17 protein-coding genes and 2 tRNA genes are annotated in these 15,998 nt (G+C 65.9%); 2 read left to right on the top strand and 17 right to left on the bottom strand.

Features of this window, described 5'->3' with window-relative positions:
• Positions 1-3 precede the first annotated feature (3 nt).
• From AC3IPP_RS07950 to AC3IPP_RS07940, 3 genes are all read right to left on the bottom strand, one after another.
• The gene (locus AC3IPP_RS07950) at positions 4-576 is read right to left on the bottom strand and encodes a DUF2497 domain-containing protein (RefSeq protein WP_489150904.1); all 573 of its coding nucleotides are present in this window, start codon (positions 574-576) and stop codon (positions 4-6) included.
• A gap of 159 nt (positions 577-735) precedes the next feature.
• Entirely contained in the window at positions 736-2,310 is a 1,575-nt protein-coding gene (locus AC3IPP_RS07945) for a TolC family outer membrane protein (protein ID WP_489150903.1), read from the bottom strand.
• Positions 2,311-2,447: 137 nt separating this feature from the next.
• Positions 2,448-3,077 carry a protein-L-isoaspartate O-methyltransferase family protein gene (locus AC3IPP_RS07940; RefSeq protein WP_489150902.1) on the bottom strand — a complete coding sequence of 210 codons (630 nt, stop codon included), beginning with the start codon at positions 3,075-3,077 and terminating at the stop codon, positions 2,448-2,450.
• A 131-nt stretch (positions 3,078-3,208) separates the two neighbouring features.
• On the opposite strand from AC3IPP_RS07940, the gene AC3IPP_RS07935 reads away from it, so the two are divergent.
• Positions 3,209-3,282 (top strand) — tRNA-Cys (locus tag AC3IPP_RS07935).
• A gap of 53 nt (positions 3,283-3,335) precedes the next feature.
• Here the strand turns inward: AC3IPP_RS07935 and AC3IPP_RS07930 are convergent.
• Positions 3,336-4,145, bottom strand: coding sequence for a TrmH family RNA methyltransferase (locus AC3IPP_RS07930; RefSeq protein ID WP_489150901.1), 810 nt, complete (start codon positions 4,143-4,145; stop codon positions 3,336-3,338).
• Between the two features lie 111 nt (positions 4,146-4,256).
• Here AC3IPP_RS07930 and AC3IPP_RS07925 point away from each other — a divergent pair.
• Positions 4,257-4,331: transfer RNA gene (locus AC3IPP_RS07925), tRNA-Asn, on the top strand.
• On the opposite strand, the gene AC3IPP_RS07920 is transcribed toward AC3IPP_RS07925, so the two are convergent.
• The 13 genes from AC3IPP_RS07920 to trbB form a co-directional block, all read right to left on the bottom strand.
• A complete protein-coding gene (locus tag AC3IPP_RS07920; RefSeq protein WP_223850731.1) occupies positions 4,317-5,870 on the bottom strand; it encodes a recombinase family protein in 1,554 nt (517 codons plus the stop codon). The two genes, AC3IPP_RS07925 and AC3IPP_RS07920, sit on opposite strands and share 15 nt — an antisense overlap.
• A 211-nt stretch (positions 5,871-6,081) precedes the next feature.
• Entirely contained in the window at positions 6,082-6,342 is a 261-nt protein-coding gene (locus AC3IPP_RS07915) for a hypothetical protein (RefSeq protein ID WP_128116160.1), read from the bottom strand.
• A complete protein-coding gene (locus AC3IPP_RS07910) occupies positions 6,332-6,670 on the bottom strand; it encodes a DUF736 domain-containing protein (RefSeq protein WP_003165138.1) in 339 nt (112 codons plus the stop codon). Before AC3IPP_RS07910 ends, AC3IPP_RS07915 begins: the two co-directional genes overlap by 11 nt.
• Before the next feature lies 1 nt (position 6,671).
• Positions 6,672-6,887, bottom strand: coding sequence for a DUF2274 domain-containing protein (locus AC3IPP_RS07905; RefSeq protein WP_003165139.1), 216 nt, complete (start codon positions 6,885-6,887; stop codon positions 6,672-6,674).
• Positions 6,888-6,900: 13 nt separating this feature from the next.
• The gene (locus AC3IPP_RS07900; RefSeq protein ID WP_003169328.1) at positions 6,901-8,136 is read right to left on the bottom strand and encodes a TraB/TrbI/VirB10 family type IV secretion system protein; all 1,236 of its coding nucleotides are present in this window, start codon (positions 8,134-8,136) and stop codon (positions 6,901-6,903) included.
• On the bottom strand, positions 8,133-9,119 hold the full coding sequence (trbG, locus tag AC3IPP_RS07895) for a P-type conjugative transfer protein TrbG (RefSeq protein ID WP_003163487.1): 987 nt from the start codon (positions 9,117-9,119) through the stop codon (positions 8,133-8,135). Before trbG ends, AC3IPP_RS07900 begins: the two co-directional genes overlap by 4 nt.
• A complete protein-coding gene (trbF, locus tag AC3IPP_RS07890; protein WP_003163488.1) occupies positions 9,116-9,880 on the bottom strand; it encodes a conjugal transfer protein TrbF in 765 nt (254 codons plus the stop codon). The genes trbG and trbF overlap by 4 nt, the downstream gene beginning before the upstream one ends.
• Before the next feature lies 1 nt (position 9,881).
• Positions 9,882-11,237 (bottom strand): P-type conjugative transfer protein TrbL, encoded by a 1,356-nt coding sequence (gene trbL, locus AC3IPP_RS07885; protein ID WP_076222609.1) that lies wholly within the window; start codon positions 11,235-11,237, stop codon positions 9,882-9,884.
• A 10-nt stretch (positions 11,238-11,247) separates the two neighbouring features.
• Entirely contained in the window at positions 11,248-11,976 is a 729-nt protein-coding gene (trbJ, locus tag AC3IPP_RS07880; protein WP_003165142.1) for a P-type conjugative transfer protein TrbJ, read from the bottom strand.
• Between the two features lie 17 nt (positions 11,977-11,993).
• Entirely contained in the window at positions 11,994-14,432 is a 2,439-nt protein-coding gene (trbE, locus tag AC3IPP_RS07875) for a conjugal transfer protein TrbE (RefSeq protein ID WP_003165143.1), read from the bottom strand.
• Entirely contained in the window at positions 14,426-14,683 is a 258-nt protein-coding gene (locus AC3IPP_RS07870) for a VirB3 family type IV secretion system protein (RefSeq protein ID WP_003165144.1), read from the bottom strand. Before AC3IPP_RS07870 ends, trbE begins: the two co-directional genes overlap by 7 nt.
• Entirely contained in the window at positions 14,680-15,000 is a 321-nt protein-coding gene (locus AC3IPP_RS07865) for a TrbC/VirB2 family type IV secretion system protein (RefSeq protein WP_003168646.1), read from the bottom strand. The genes AC3IPP_RS07870 and AC3IPP_RS07865 overlap by 4 nt, the downstream gene beginning before the upstream one ends.
• The gene (trbB, locus tag AC3IPP_RS07860) at positions 14,997-15,962 is read right to left on the bottom strand and encodes a P-type conjugative transfer ATPase TrbB (protein ID WP_003165146.1); all 966 of its coding nucleotides are present in this window, start codon (positions 15,960-15,962) and stop codon (positions 14,997-14,999) included. The genes AC3IPP_RS07865 and trbB overlap by 4 nt, the downstream gene beginning before the upstream one ends.
• Between the last annotated feature and the right edge of the window lie 36 nt (positions 15,963-15,998).

Genomic DNA, 15,998 nt, shown 5'->3' with positions numbered 1-15,998 from the left:
CGATCAGCCTGCGTTGCGGGCGATGCGTTCGACTTCCTTGCGGACCTGCGCCTCGACGATGGTCGGCAGATTGGCGTCCAGCCAGTCCTTCAGCATCGGGCGCAGCATCTCACGGACCATGGCCTCGACCGTATTGCCGCTCATGAAGTTCATGTCGGCAGCCGACGCCACAGGCGCAGGTTCAGGCTTCTGGAAGCTGGCGGCCAGTCCTGCGAAGGCCGAGGCGGCGCTGGCGGCGGCCGTTTCACCGACCAGGGCCTCGACCTTTGCCGCATCGACTACAGGCTGCGGCGCAGCCGGCGTGGGCTCGATCGGGAACGGCGCGGCGTCCGCAACGTCCAGATCGCCGATGGCTTCAGCAGCCGGCGCCTCATACGGCTCGGTCAGTTCCAGCACTTCGTCTTCCGCCGGCACGGGCTCAGGTGCAGCAACGACGGGTTCTGGCTCCGGCGCGGGCTCAGGATCCGTTTCCGCTGCGGGAGCGGTTTCGGCCGGAGCGTCGTCTTCAGAGATAATCCGGCGGATCGACGCCAGAATCTCTTCCATCGTCGGTTCCTGGGCGGCTTGTTCGGTCATGTCGGAACCTCAACCTGGGCGCTCGAACGGGGACATTCGCCAACCGATGCGGACTAGGCAGGCGACGATGGGGACCGAGTTGTTAGACTCGCCTCCCCCTTGAATCCTGTCGTCGCATCAACGCCCGTCGGAATCAACGGACGTTTTGTCGTTCAGTCTTCAGCCCTGGGGAGCAGTGCGAACGACTTCGCCCTTCATCTGGCGGTCGACCGGGGCGTCTTCGACGTCGACGGCGGGCGTCGTCGCCGGAGCGGCCACGCGGTCGATGGCCTCGATCACGCCATCCCACGGCAGGGCGCCGCGATTACGCACCGCACGATAGTTGTCGGACGGATCATAGGCCTCGATCGTCGGATCCAGGTTGGGACCGCCCAGTCGGCCCATAGCCGCCAGAAGCTGGGCCTGAGCCACATACTCATTGCGACGAGCGCTGGTCAGGGCGACTTCTGCGCTTCGCAGTTCGAGCTCCTGGTTCAGCACGTCCAGGGTGGTGCGCAGGCCGACTTGCGCTTCCTGGCGCACGCCCTCGGCGGCGACCGAAGCGGCGCGCACCGCCTGTTCGCCCGCCTGAACGCTGGAACGCGCCGAAGTGCTCTGGGCATAGGCCGAACTGACCGATTGCAGAACCGTGCGACGCTCGCCCTCGACGTTGATCTGGGCGGCGTTGGCCCGCTCCAGAGCCTGGGCGACGCGCGAACGGTTCAAGCCGCCCGTGAACAAGGGCACCGAGACGGTGGCGCCGGCCGTAAAGCTGGTGCGATCTCCGAGGTCAAAGCCCGACAAGTCGTTGGCCGTCCCGCCGTAGGAGGCGTTCAGACGCGCCGAAGGCAGATATTCCGCCCGCGCGGCCGCCACATTGGCCTCGGCCGCGCGCTGTGCGTGAACGGCCGACAGCACGCCGGGATTCTCGGCAAGGCCGACGTCCATGGCGCTGTCGAAATCAGTCGGCAGGCCAGGCAGCGTCGGCAGAGTCTGCAGGTTGGACGGCGCCTGCCCCACCACGGCGGCGTAAGCCGCGCGCGACACCGACAGTTGCGCCTGAGCGCCGGCCAGATCGGATTCGGACTGCGCCAGACGGGCTTCGGACTGGGCGACGTCGGTGCGGGTGATCTCGCCGACCTCGAATCGAGCGTTCGATTCGTCCAGTTGGCGGCGCAACACCTTCAGGTTCTCCTGGCGGATGCGCAGGACTTCCAGATCGCGGGTGACATCGGCGTAGGCCTGAATGACCGTCACCATGACCTGCTGCTCGACCTGACGCAGGTTCTCGCGACCGGCCAGGACATTGGCCTCGGCCGCAGAAATGCCGTGCGACACGCGTCCGGCCGTCCAGATGTTCTGCGTCAGGCTGACGCTGGCGCTGGCGCCGTCGCTTTCGATCGTGCCGCCGCTGGTGCTGCTGTTGCCCGGCAACGTGCCGGTGGCGTCAGGCACGCCATCGCCATTGGTGTCGATCGGGAAGGTCTGGCCCGGGATCGTCGTCGTCACACGATCGGTGCGCGTCCGGCTGTAATCGACACCCGCCGACGCGTTGACGGTCGGGCGCAGGCCAGCGCGCGCCTGGACGATGCTCTCATCCAGAGCCCTTTGATTCGCCCGTTGCGCCAACAGGGTCGGGTTGGTGCGGTAGGCCAGACCGATGGCTTCCTGCAACGACTCGGCGAAGACCGGCGTCGCCCCCATCGTCAATGCGACCAGTGCGACCGAAGCGAGCGCGCGCGAGCGTTTCAACATGAACCTGTCCCTGCCTGACGCCCCCATCCGGCGCGCCTGTAGTGCCTTGTATCCGCGTAGTTGGAGGCTAGGCCCGCCCGACGCCAGTTAAGTTTTTTTCACGCAGAGCGACGCCCCTTCCGTCGCCGCGAATGGCCTTAAAGCGCAAACGCCGGCGCCGGGACCATTTCCGCCAGCAACTCCGGCGCAGCGTCGAACAGCTCGCGTCGCGAGACGCCTTCACGACCGCGCACATAAAGGACCGCCGCGCCGCTGGCGCCATCGCGCTCCACCACGGCAAGGCGGCCGCCCTGACGCAGAGCTGCAATCCACGATTCGGGGCGAGCGATGACCGCGCCTTCGCTGATGATCAGATCGTAGCCTTCGCCCTGCGGCTGGCTCAACGGCGCCACAACGGTCTCGACCCCAGCCTCAGCCAGGGCGGCGCCGACCACGTCGAATACGGCCGCGTCCGATTCCTGGGCCGTCACCGACAGGCCCATGTGCGCCAGGACAGCGGCGGCGTACGGCCCAGCGATCGCCAGCGCCTTTTCGCCAGCGCGGGCGTCCAGCCCCTGCAGCAGCTTGGCCACGTCGCGCGGCAGCATCAGACGGCGGTCGCCTGTGATTTCCGGCTCGACATCGGCGTAGGCCGAGAAGGCGCGGGCGGCAGCGCAGAATCGCTCGCGCTCCACAGCGCCGATGGCGGCGTGCAGTTGGCGGTCGGTGACGTCGTTCACGCGGACCTGCGAGTCCAGCATCACCTTGCGGGCGGCGGCGAAATCCATAATCCGAAGTCCTTCAGGTCGGCTTAGGCGAAGAAATGTGACGCGCTTATAGGTCCGTGCGTTGCAGCGGACAATCCGATCTGATAGCTGACGGCCCTCGCGATGGCGGGGCCTCTGAAATACGAGGTCACGGCCTGATGGCGGAGTGGTGACGCAGAGGACTGCAAATCCTTGCACCCGGGTTCGATTCCCGGTCAGGCCTCCATCGCGATGAACATCGAGAAAGCCGCCCTCCGGGGCGGCTTTCTTGTTTCTGATCTACCCCGCTCCCGCCGTCGTCAGATGATGCAGGGCGACAGCGCTGGTCGTGGCGACGTTCAGCGAATCGAATCCGCCCGCCATCCGGATGCCGACCGGACGACAGCGTGCGATGATCTCTCGCGGCAGCCCCGGCCCTTCGCTGCCCAACAGGAGCGCCGTGCGCCTCCCCGGCTTCAGCTCCGCCAACGTCTGTTCCGCCGCCGGCGTCAGCGCCAGCACCTCAAAGCCCCTGCCCCGCAACAGCTCGATCATGGCTTCAGCGTCCAGGCCCGTCGCCATGGGCGTCCGCAGCACGGCGCCGACCGAGACCCTGATCGCCTTGCGATAAAAGGGATCGCAGCAGGTCTGATCCAGCAGCACCGCTCCAGCTCCAAAGGCGGCGGCGTTGCGGAACAGCCCGCCCATATTGTCGTGATTGCCGATGCCACACGCCACGACCGCCACGGCCCGCTTCGGCAGACTGTCCAGCAGAGCGCCCGGTTCGACGGGCTCAGGCTTGCGCCCCAGGGCGAGAATGCCGCGATGCAGGTCAAAGCCCGCCACGGCGTTCAAGACGGCCTGCGACGCCACATGAACCGGCACGTCGTCCGGCAGACGCTCCAGCAGTTCTCGCAGGTTCTCCAGGCGCTTCTCAGCGATCAGAACGGACGCCGGCGTGCAGAGCGAGGCCTCGGACGCCAGCACGCGCAACACCACCTCGCCCTCAGCGATGAAAAGCCCCTGCCGACCGGTCAGATCGCGCTCCCTCACATCGCGAAAGGCGGCGATGCGTGGGTCCTCAGGGTCGTTCACATGGATTGGAGTCATGCGGAGCCTTGTAGCGCAGGGCTTTGCGAAAAAATTTGGCGATTTCTGCCTTTTACCCGTTGCATGAATCGAAAAGGCGCTGCTATACGCCGGCCTCCCCCGAGGGGATGTTCCGCGGTAGCTCAGTGGTAGAGCAGCCGACTGTTAATCGGCTGGTCGTAGGTTCGAATCCTACCCGCGGAGCCATTTCTCATTTTCGGGCAAATCGCCCGTTTTCTCCTTCTTTGAGAAGGTAGACTGGGCGATAGTTTCCGACAACAAATCAAATGGTTGGCGGAATTTTGCTGTAAGCTCTCCATGAGCCCACGAGCAGTTCGAAAGTACGAGATTCAGGACCCTTCGCTTCTCTGAAGCGGAGGCCTGCTCGAAGAGATCGTGCGCTTCCCGTCCGAGACGGATCAGCGCAATCCCGTTATCGATATACTCGTCATCAGCGCTATGGTGCCGCTCAATGTCCTTCAGGCAACGATCCCGCTCCTCGCGCCACACGATTTGCATCCGGCGATAGAAGTCGTCGGAGACCACCCCGTCGAGTTTGTCTTCGTACATCCGCTCGATGCGGGCCTGCAGCCGATCGGCCTCGCCGCGGAGCCGCTCGATTGCCGCCCTACGCTCCCGGGTTTCATCCTGAAGACTTTCGCGCAAGGCGCGTTGGATCAGTTCAAAAGCAGCATCATCGAATCGCAATTGCCGCAACAGGCCGGCGAATCGCTGCTCCAGGACCTCCTCGCGGACATACGGCTCGCCGCATTTTCCTTTGAAGCCCGTGCAGTGGTAATAAATGTATCGCTGCTTTTTGATCTCACCGACCATCGCGCAACCACAATGACCGCACGTCATCATGCCGGTGAACGGAAAGTCGTTTACGCTGGCGCGAATGTTGGCCGCCTTGCGCCCATCCAGGACATCCTGGACCGCGCCCCAAAGGTCCTCGGAAACCAACGGCGCGTGGGAGCCCTGATAGACCTTGTCCAGCCATTCGAAGGCGCCGGTATAAATTCGGTTCCGCAGGATCGTATGGACCGTGCTTACGCCTATGGGAGCGCCACTCTTCCGGTAGGTCAAGCCAGCCTGCCGAGCCTTCTTGGAGACCTCCTTTAGCGAGTACTGGCCTGTAGAATACCACTCATATAGGCGCTGAACGAGCGGACCGAGCGCCGGATCGATGGTGATGATCTTCTTACCGTTGGGACCTTCGACGTTCAGGTAGCCGATCGGTGCGACTGTCGGCCACAGGCCCTGTTCGGCCTTCTCCAACATGCCCTTTCGGGTTTCTTCCGACAGATTGTCGATATAGTTTTTCGCCATCAGCACCTTGATGCCGTGCATGAACTTTTCGGAAGAGCGGGAGTCCTGCGAGAGGACGACGCCCTCTTTTACGAAATGAATTTCGATGTCGAGGTCGTCGACCGTCACCCAGTCCTTGAGATTGCGATAGAGTCTGTCGGTCTTTTCGACCAGAAGCGTCCGAACTGTAGGGTGCCGGCGGACGTATTGCAGCATTTCGTTGAAGCTGGTGCGCCCGCTCTTCTTGGCGGTTTCAACGTCGACAAATTCCCGCGCCACCTGAATATCGTTGGCATCGGCGTAGTCTTTCATCAGCTTGGTTTGAGCCGGGATGGAAAATCCTTCCCGATCCTGCTCCTTCGATGAAACACGAGCATACATAACAGCCCGTCTTATCTCGATAACTGGTGCAGAACGCGCGACTTTCCGACTGGCCATATCTGTCTCCCGCTAAGGTCGCCGAGCAAAGGCGATAACGGCGCGGCAACGGCTCAATCCAGAAAAGAGCATCGACAACGCCGGACGCAGAATCCTAGCGAGCCGGGAGAACCAATCAAGCAAATAACTCGCAAAATTGCGAATGTTGCTATATATTTCAATTACATATGGAATTTTATTCCAACGCGACACCAAGGCAAGATCCGCCTCATCACTCCTTCTTGCGTGAATTTGGAATAGACCGTCCAGGCTTTGCTCTACGCTTCGAATCCCATTCGATGAGGATACGAAAGAAGTCCGTCAGATCGGCGAGCATCGCCCGCGCCTCGACTTCAGAAACTTCCCCTATCGACTGCTTCTGGAAGTGCGCTTGCGCGTCACGCGCGAGATCCGCGGAAAAGTGGCCGCCGCGCCGCGACGGACGAACGTCTTTCTCCGGAACGGACGACACAGATCGGCGGTCAGGGTTCATCGCCCCAATCCCGCATCCGATGCTGGCGGCTCCAGGCAAGCTCGGCGGTGGCGCCGTCCGGCGCTGGAAACAGGGTCGCACGCTTCGGCTCCGACCAGGGGTCGTTCAACCGAACGCGGAGATAGTCTCGCGGATTCTCTCCCCGCGACGTCGCCTTCCAGGCCTCGCCGACGCGCGACCAGCCGAGCATGACGACATAGTCCGGCGAGTTGTCGTTTCGGCGGTCGTCGTTTGGAACGAACCGGATTTTCCGGTCGATGAGAAGGGTTTCGATGCGGCCTTCCCAGCCGCCCTGCTTGGTCGGCTTGAACTTTCCTATGACGCCCATCTCAGCCTCCCTTCGCCTTCAGCGCCTTGGCGAACTCCCTGTCGCCGGCGAGGAAGGCCTCGAGCATCGCCGGGACAAGGTCCGCGATCTCGGCTTTATCGTCATAGGCCTCGCGATAGACGGCGGCGTAGTCGGACAGCGACCGATGAAGGTCCGGCGTGACGGTGACGGTGAGCTTGATCGGCGTCCGATCAGGCAGTTTGCCCAGCTTCAGCATGGGGTCTCTCCTCTCAGCGGTCCCACGGACGCAGCACGAGATCCTTGTGGACGATCACGCGCAGCGGAAATCCGGGGCGAATGGTGATGGTGGGTTGGACGTCGAGATTCCGGGTGACGATCTGTTGTCCGGCCTGGCTGCTGGACTGCTGCGTCGACTCGCGGACGGCCCGGACGAGGTCGCTCTCGCCGTCGACGGTCAGCTCCGTTCCGACCCCGAGCAGGGTGGAAAGCGCGACGCCCTTGAGGAGCCGCCATGTGTGGAAATCCACCTTGTCGGCGAGCCCGGCGTAGCCCGCAGCATCCGTCGCAGGGAGGTTGTCGAGTTGGATCGAAGCGCCGTCAGGCAGGATGATGCGCTGCCAGACCAGGAGCGCCCGGCTCTGACCAAAGGCCACGACGCTGTCATAGCTGCCTACCAGCCGCGCGCCTTGCGGGATAAGCAGGATGCGCCCCGTCGCGGAGTCGTAGACGTTCTCCGAGACCTGGGCGGTGACGAAGCCAGGAAGATCGGAGCGCAGACCCGTCATCAGGCTGGCCGCGATGACGCTGCCGGCCATGACCTGATACGGCGAAGCCGGCTCCTGAATGCGATGTGGGTTGATCGTCGAGGACGGCCCTTGCGCCACGAAATCGATCTTGCGCTGCTGGCCGTTCGGATCGCGTTGGGGATCGATGCCAGGCTGTCCCTCCCCTGCCCCGGCGGGCGCGACCGCCGTGGCCGTCCCCGTCTGGGCGACTTCGGCCGTGGCGGGTGCCTGACGCGGGAGCCGCACCATCACGCCGGACTCGCGCGCCTGACCCGCCTGCGTCGCCTGACGCTGGCGTTCCGCCTCAAGCGCCTGTTCCTCCGCTGACGGCGGCGGCGCTCCTGCATCGAGGGAAGCGCCGTCTCCTCCGCGCTCTTCATCCAGGATCGCCCGTCCGAGGTCGCCCGGAAGCGGAGGCCCCAGTTGCGGTACGGAGCCGTAGTCGCCGGGGAGATCCGCGACGGCGTCGGCGGTTGCGTGGCGATCCGTCACGACCGGCTCGTCGGCAGGCTCTGCGACCCGGAGCGTCGCTGGCCCCAGCGCGAGCCAGGCGACGCCGGCGATCGCCGCCGCCCCGGCCGCGGCGCCGCCGATGACGACGCTGCGCTTGAACCGGACGATGCGGCGCGGCGCGGCGCGCAGGGTAAAGGCGTCGGGGGACGACTTGGGAGCACCCTCGCGCGGCGGGGTCTCGCGGGGCGTGTCGGGCTCGTCGATCATTGCGACGCCCTCCGGCCCCGCCGCTGATCGCCATCGGTCCGGGTGATCCGCACGACCCGCTGCGGCGCTTCGCCCATGCGCAGTTCCGCCGCGGCGAACAGCCGGTCGACGATGTAATGGTGTCCGCTGACCCGGTAGTTCACGAGTTGGGCGTCGCCGAGCGGGCCGACGACGAACAACGGCGGCGCCTCCCCCTGATCGAGCCGGGCCGGAAACTCGATATAGACCTTCGCCCCGTCGTCCCAGGCGCGGAGCGGCCGCCACGGCGGCGCATCCCCGGTAATCGCATAGCGGAAGCGCAGGTTCTCGACGGCGACGGCGAGCGCGACGGTCTGCGCCGCCGCCGCTGCGTCATTTCCCCTTTGCAGCGCCAGCAACCGGTCCTGCGGATAGGTCCAGGAGATCGCCGCCATCGCGGTCGCATCGGTGCTTTCGAGCGCGAGGTGATAGGCGCGACGCGTCGTGGTGATGACCATGTTGGTGTGCAGCCCTGCCGCGAACGGCTTGACCAGGACATGCACCCGCCGATGGTCGCCGGCTCCGCTCACCGTATCGCCTATGACCCAACGCACTGTATCGCCGGCCGAGACCGCGATCAGTTCCTCGCCCTGCTGAAGCGCAATGTCGCTGACTCGTTCCGGCGCGGCGTAGAGCCGGTAGAGCGCCCCATCGGTCCAGGGGTAGACCTGCACGGCGTTGACGTAGCCCGAGCGTGACGGCTCCTGCGTCGCGGCGCGGTTTGCGGCCTCGACGCTGGCCGTGGGCGAGCCGGTCTCGCGGCGCGCGGAAGGCGCAGGCTGGAGTTGGCCCGGCAGCGGCAACGGAACCGGGGTTTCTACGATCTCGACCGGGGTCGGCGGTTCCGCCGCGACGACGGCGGGCTGGAAGTCGACGGGGTCGTAGGCGATGGCGGGCGGCGGGGTCTTCCCTGCGCACGCGGCGAGCGCCAGGGCGGAGACCCCGGCAAGCGGTAAACGGATCACGGCGTATCTCCTTCGATGGCGGTGATGGCTGGAACGAGAGGCGGCGCCGCTCCGACCGGCGGCTGCGTCGGCGCGGTCGTGTCGAGTTCGCGGGACCAGTCGATCGCGTTGACGAACAGACCAAGAGGGTTCTTGCGAAGCGCGTCGGCCGTCTTCGGGGTGCGAAAGACCGTCGTCAGGATCGCCGTCCAGCGCTCGGTCCTGGCGAGGCTGCCCCGCTCATAGGTCTGCTCGACCCATTTCACCTGGAACGACGAATCCGATGCGCGCACGACGCTAGTGACCTGCACCGACACGCTGCGCTCGCCGATCATGGCGAACGGGTCGTTGGTGCGGGCGTATTCATTGAGAAACCGCGCTCCACGGTCCGTGGCGAAGTCGTACGCCTCTAACCAGTTCTGTTTGACCAGCACGGGGTCGGTCGAGACGGAACGGACGTTGGCGACGAAGCGCGCGAGGTGCCAGATGATCTGGCCGTCGGTCGGACGATAGTTCTGGATAGCGGGCGCGACCGATCGCGCCTCGCCCAGCCGATCGACCTCGACCACATAGGGCGCCACGCGGCTCTGGGTCGACTGCCAGACATTGCCGGCCGCGAGACCGCCGCTGATCATCATGCAGCCGAAGGCCATCAGCCTCCAGTTGCGGGCCTGAACGCGAGCGGAGCCGATCCGGTCGTCCCACATCTGACCGGCCCGTTGGTAGGGCGTTTCCGGCTGAGGGGTCCGGCCATAGCGTTGGATGGGGCGCTTGAATTTCATGCTAGTCGTCCTTCTGGCTGATGTCGGGATTGGCGGGCGCGCCCGGACGGTCGCCGTCCTTCACGGCCTGCGCGATCATGTGCCTTCGGTGACGGGACGCCTGTTCGCTGCGCATGCGCTGCGCCCAGGCCGGAGCGCTGGAAGCGTCGGCATGAGCGCCGGCGCTCCCGCCTGGGACGGCTGCAGCGGGGGCGGAGCCAGCGGGCCGCGTGCTGTTCATCGCGTTCCACGCCGCGTCCTGTCCCTTCTGAGCGCTCTCGCGAAACGGCTGCGAAAGGCGCGATCCGGCGTTCCGGGCTCCCTTCTTCATCGCTCCCGCCGCGGCGCGAGCGACGCCTGACGCGCCGGCTCCGATGGTGGACTTTCCGGCGGCGTTCTGACCGAGTTGGTAAGAGGCGCGAGCCGCCGAGCCCATCGCCGTTCCCGCGCGCAGGCTCGCCATGCCGCCGGACGCCGCAGCGCCGAGCGCCCGTGCGCCGAGCGCGGCGCCGCCGGCTCCGAGAAGAGCCGCGCCCGCGACCGTGCCGACCGCGGCACCCGCCCCGAGTTGCGGCGCGCCGGACACGAGGCCGGAGGCGACGCCCGGTCCGAAGATGGCGAGACCGAGCAGCGAAAGAGCGGCGAGAACAAGCGTCATCGCCGAAGCCACGTCCGGCTCGCCCATCCCGGCGGAGAGAAACATTTCAAAGAAGCCGCCGCCGATGCCGACGATGACGGCCAGCACCATGACCTTGAGGCCCGACGAGACGACGTTGCCGAGCACCCGCTCGGCGAGAAAACTCGTCTTGTTGAACAGGGCGAACGGCACGAGCACGAAACCCGCCAGCGTCGTCAGCTTGAACTCGATGATCGTGAGGAAGAGCTGGATCGCGAGGATGAAGAAGGCCAGCACCACCACCAGCCAGGCGACGAACAGCACGAGGATTGACAGGGCGTTGCCGAAGAAGGCGGGGAAGCCGAGCATGTCCTTGATAGCCGTCAGCATCGGCTTGGCGGCGTCGAAGCCTACGGAAGCGAGCTTGCCCGGCTTCAGCAGGTCGTCGGGGCCGATCGTGCCCCCGCCCGCGGTGAGGCCGAGGCCGGCGAAACTGCGGAAGACGATCTCGCCGAGCTGTTGGAAGTTGCCGAGAATGAAGGCGAAGATTCCGACATAGAGAATCTTCTTCAGGAACCGGCCCAGGACATCCTTGTCCGCGTCCATCGCCCACCACAGACCGGCCAGCGTGATGTCGAGCCCGATCAGGATAGTGGTGAGAAAGGCGACGTCGCCGCCGAGCAGGCCGAACCCGCTGTCGATGTATTGCGAGAAGGCCGCCAGGAAGCGGTCGATGATGTTGAGGTCCGGGGCCGGGTCCATCGTGCGCGGCCTATTGCGGCGTATAGGCGGGGCGGGTTCCGATGAACCGCCGGGTCCGCTCGTGGGCCGCTTCCATGACCTGTCGCTGGCGCGCCTGTTCGATGGCGTCGGCGCGATACTGCGCCGCCATCATCGACTGAAGCTGAAGCTGCTGACGGGCGACGAGCGCCATCAGTTGATTGCCGGCCTGCTGCGCCTGCAAGCCGCCGGTGGCGACCTGGCTTTGCGCGACGAGATCGGTGAGCAAGGCGCCGTCGGCCCGGACGTTCTCGACGACCTGGGCCTGAACGCGCATCGCCTGACGATAGCCCTGCAAGGACGACTGGAGCCGGGCGCGCGCGCGCTGGACGATCTGGTCGGTGCTGAGGCTTCGATCGAATGTCTGCGGAAACTGTTCGCGCAGCGCCGCATCAGTGGCGGCGACGTCGAAGGCGATGCCTTCGGCGCGAGCCATCAGGCCGTCGATGCGCTCGATGGAGCGCGTGAGCTGGTCTAGCGAGGAGAAGTCCAGACGCTGAAGCTGGCGCGCCTGGTTCTGCAACATGGTCGCTTGGTTCTGGAGCGCCGTGATCTGGTTGTTGATCTGCTGGAGGGTGCGCGCGGCCGTCAGGACGTTCTGGCTGTAGTTGGTGACGTCGAAGACCTTGAGTTGGGCGTGGGCCGGCGAAACGGGCGCGAGCGCGCCGCCGGCGGCGACGGTCGAGGCCAGAACGGCGGCGATGAGGATGCGGGAATTCATGAGGTCGGCTCCTTCTGCTAGTTGAATGGCGCGGCTTCAGCCGCGCCGGGAAAATCGCTGAGGAGGTCGGCGGCCCAGGCAAGGCCGCGCTCGCGCAGGAAGGCCGCGCCGAAAGCGTCGGGCCCCGGTGCTTTCAGGAGGTCGTCGATCAAGGCTTGCGTCGCGGGGTCGGACGCGCCGCAAAGCGCGAGCGCGACCGGGCCGAGTGCAAGTTCGAACAGCCGGTTTCCGCCGCGCGACTGGAGATAGTAGTGCCGCTTGGGCGTCGCCCGGGCGATGAGTTCCACCTGACGCTCGTTCAGGCCGAAGCGTTCATAGGCGGCGCGGGACTGCGGCTCGACGGCCCGGTCGTTCGCAAGGAAGATGCGTTGCGGGCAGCTTTCGATGATGGCCGGCGCAATGCTGCTGTCGGCGATGTCCGCCAGCGACTGCGTGGCGAAGACGACGCTGACGTTCTTCTTTCGGAGCGTCTTCAGCCATTCGCGGATGCGTTGGGCGAAAGTCGGATTATCGAGATAGACCCAGGCTTCGTCGAGGATGAGCAGGGTCGGACGACCGTCGAACCGGGCTTCCAGGCGATGGAAGAGATAACTCAGCACGGGCAGGACAAGGCTGGGCGTGTCCATCAGGGTTTCGGTCTCGAAACACAGCACGTCGGTGAGCGTCAGCCGGTTTTCGGCGGCGTCGAGCAGTCGTCCGAACGGACCTTCCAGCGTCCACGGCGCGAGCGCGGATTTCAGCGCCTGGGATTGCAGCAGGACGGACAACCCGGTCAGGGTGCGCTCCTCGGACGGCGCGCTGGAAAGGCTCGTCAACGCCGACCAGAGCATCTCCTTCAGCTCCGGCGTCATGATCAGCTTCTCATGGCTGAGAAGTTCGGCGATCCAGTCGGCGGCCCACGCGCGTTCGGCGTCGTCGTCGATGTCGCGGAGCGGCTGGAACGCCAGCGCGTCCCCCTCCCCGAGCGCGATATGGTCGCCGCCCATCGCCAGCGTCGCCGCCCGCGCCGACAGCCCCTTGTCGAAGATATAGATCTGCGATCCGGCGTAGCGGCGAAACTGTAGGGCGAGCAGCGCCAACAGCACCGACTTGCCCGCGCCGGTCGGTCCGACGATGAGCATGTGGCCGACGTCGCCGACATGGGGCGACAGCCTGAACGGCGTCGCCCCGCTCGTCTCCGCATAGAGAAGCGGCGGGCCGTCGAGATGGACGTTTCGAACGGGACCGGACCAGACCGCCGATAACGGCATGAGGTGGGCGAGGTTCAGCGTGTGGACAAGCGGCTGACGGACGTTGGCGTAGACATGGCCGGGGAGGCTTCCGAGCCAGGCTTCGACGGCATTGACGGACTCGCGGATGCAGGTGAAGCCGAGCCCGTTGACGATCCGCTCGACGACGCGGACCTTTTCTTCGGCGGCACCGCGATCGACGTCGGACACGGTGACCGTCGTGGTCAGATAGCCGAAGGCGACATGGTCGCCGCCGAGCGCCTGCAAGGCGAGGTCCGCATCGACCACCTTGTTGTCGGCGTCGGTGTCGGTCAGCGGGACCGGCTCGTTGGTCATCACCTCGCGCATCAACTGCGCGATCGACTTGCGCTTGTTGAACCATTGGCGCCGGATCTTGGTCAGCGTCTTGTTCGCCTCCGTCTTGTCGAGACAGATGAAGCGGGTCGCCCAGCGATAGGCGAAGTCCTGATGATTGAGCGCGTCGAGCAGACCGGGACGGGTCGCGTTGGGAAAGCCCAGGATCGTGACGGTCCGCAGATGCTCGTCGCCCAGCATCGGCTCGATGCCGCCCGACAGCGGGGTGTCGACGATAAGACCGTCCAGATGCATCGGCGTCGACGGAGCGGCGACCAGATGGCGCCGCGTCGAGATCGTCGCGTGAAGAAATGACAGCGTCTCCGCATCGTCCAGGCCGCGCACCACGGGCATGAAACCGGAGAGAAGGTCTAGGACGCGATCGGTTTCGGCGACGAATGCCCGCAGTTCCTGACGCCAATCGCGACCGACGTCCGGGGTGTCCCGCTCCAGAAGCGCGCGCTCCGCGCGATTGACCTGATCGGCGGGCGGCAAGTAGCAGAGCGTAAGGTGATAGCGGCTCTCGAAATGCTGCCCGCGCCGTCCGTCGAAATGCGCCCGCCGCTCCTCATCCACCAGCCAGGACGCCGCATCGGGAAAGGCGCTGTCAGGATAACCGAGCGCTTCGGCGCGCACCGCATCGAAGAACAGCGCCCAGCCCGAGCCAAGCCGGCGCAAGGCGTTGTTCGCCCGCGCACAGACCGAAACCAGTTCGGCCTCCGTCGCGGATTCGAGATCGGGACCTCGAAAGCGCAAGGTGCGCTGGAACGCCCCATCCTTGTTGAGGACCACGCCGGGCGCGACCAGGGCCGCCCAGGGCAGATGATCGGCGAGAAGGTCGGCGGTGCGACGGTATTCTTTCAGGTTCAGCATGACCACCATCCCTTCTGCCGAAGGTGGCGGACGCCGACGGCGGCGAAGTCCGGGTCCCGCTTGGCGGCGAAGACCGCGAGGCTGTGTCCGACGAGCCAGATGATGAGGCCGGCGACCCACTGTTGGAGACCGAGCCCGATCGCGGCGGCCAGCGTCCCGTTGAGGATCGCCACGCCGCGCGGCGCGCCGCCGAGCAGGATCGGTTCGGTCAGCGCGCGATGCAGCGGAACCTCGAAGCCCTCGACGTTCATGCGATGAGCGCTCCGCCGCCGAAGGAGAAGAAGGACAGGAAGAAGCTCGACGCAGCGAAGGCGATCGACAGGCCGAACACGATCTGGATCAGCTTGCGGAAACCGCCCGAGGTTTCTCCGAACGCCAGGGCGAGCCCGGTCGTGATGATGATCAGAACCGCGACGATCTTGGCGACCGGCCCCTGAACCGACTCCAGCACCTTCTGGAGCGGTTCTTCCCAGGGCATGCCGGAGCCTGCCGCGAGAGCGACGACCGGGATCAGGACCCCGGCCAGGACGACCGAGGCGGACAGGCGCGGATTCACGGTAGGCGTCATGGGAGTTCTCCTCTGAGAAGGGCTTTGAGCTGAGGGGGATTGAGGTCGGTCACGGCGTAGGCGCCGTCGCTGTCGAGGCCCGACACCTCGGCGACGGTCTCGATCCGCCGCCCGACCCCGCGACCGCGGATGAAGACGACGAGATCGATCGCTTCGGCGATCAGGCGGCGCGGCACGGTGACGACGCCTTCGGCGACGAGCTGTTCGAGCCGGTAAAGCGCGGCGTGCGCCGAGTTGGCGTGCAGCGTGGCGATCCCGCCCGGATGGCCGGTATTCCAGGCCTTGAGCATGTCGAGCGCCTCGGCGCCCCGCACCTCCCCGACCACGATCCGGTCGGGCCGAAGGCGAAGGGTCGAGCGCACGAGTTCGGCCATGCCGACCACGCCGGGCCGTGTTCGCAGCGGGACGGTGTCCACCGCCGCGCATTGCAGCTCGCGGGTGTCCTCGATGAGGATGATCCGTTCGTCGAGCCCGGCCATTTCGGCGAGCAGCGCGTTCGCGAATGTCGTCTTTCCGGACGAGGTGCCGCCGGCGATCAGGATGTTCTTGCGATCCACGACCGCACGTCGAAGGACGTCGGCTTGAACCGGCGCGAGCATCCCGTCCGCGATATAGTCGATGAGGCGATGGACCTTCACGGCGGGCTTGCGGATGGCGAAGCAGGGCGCCGTGGCGATCGGAGGGAGAAGGCCTTCGAACCGTTCGCCGCCGCTCCCGTCGGGCGACGTCGGAAGTTCGGCCGAGACGATGGGCGCGTTCGGATGGACCTCCGCCCGGACATGATCGGCGACGAGACGGACAATCCGTTCAACGTCCTGCGGCGTCATTCTCACGCCGGTGTCGGTGCGGCCTTCACCCAGCCGATCCAGCCGCAACGCACCATCCGGATTGACCATGATCTCGATGACCACGGGATCGGCCAGTGCTTCGGCGATCGCCGGCCCCATCGCCGTGCGCAGCATGGCGCGGCGTCGACCGAAGGTGACGGGGTTGGCGCC

Source organism: Brevundimonas sp. KH_060, assembly GCF_057838275.1.
The sequence above is the reverse complement of the archived record's forward strand: the minus strand, read 5'-3'. Positions and strand labels throughout refer to the sequence as shown.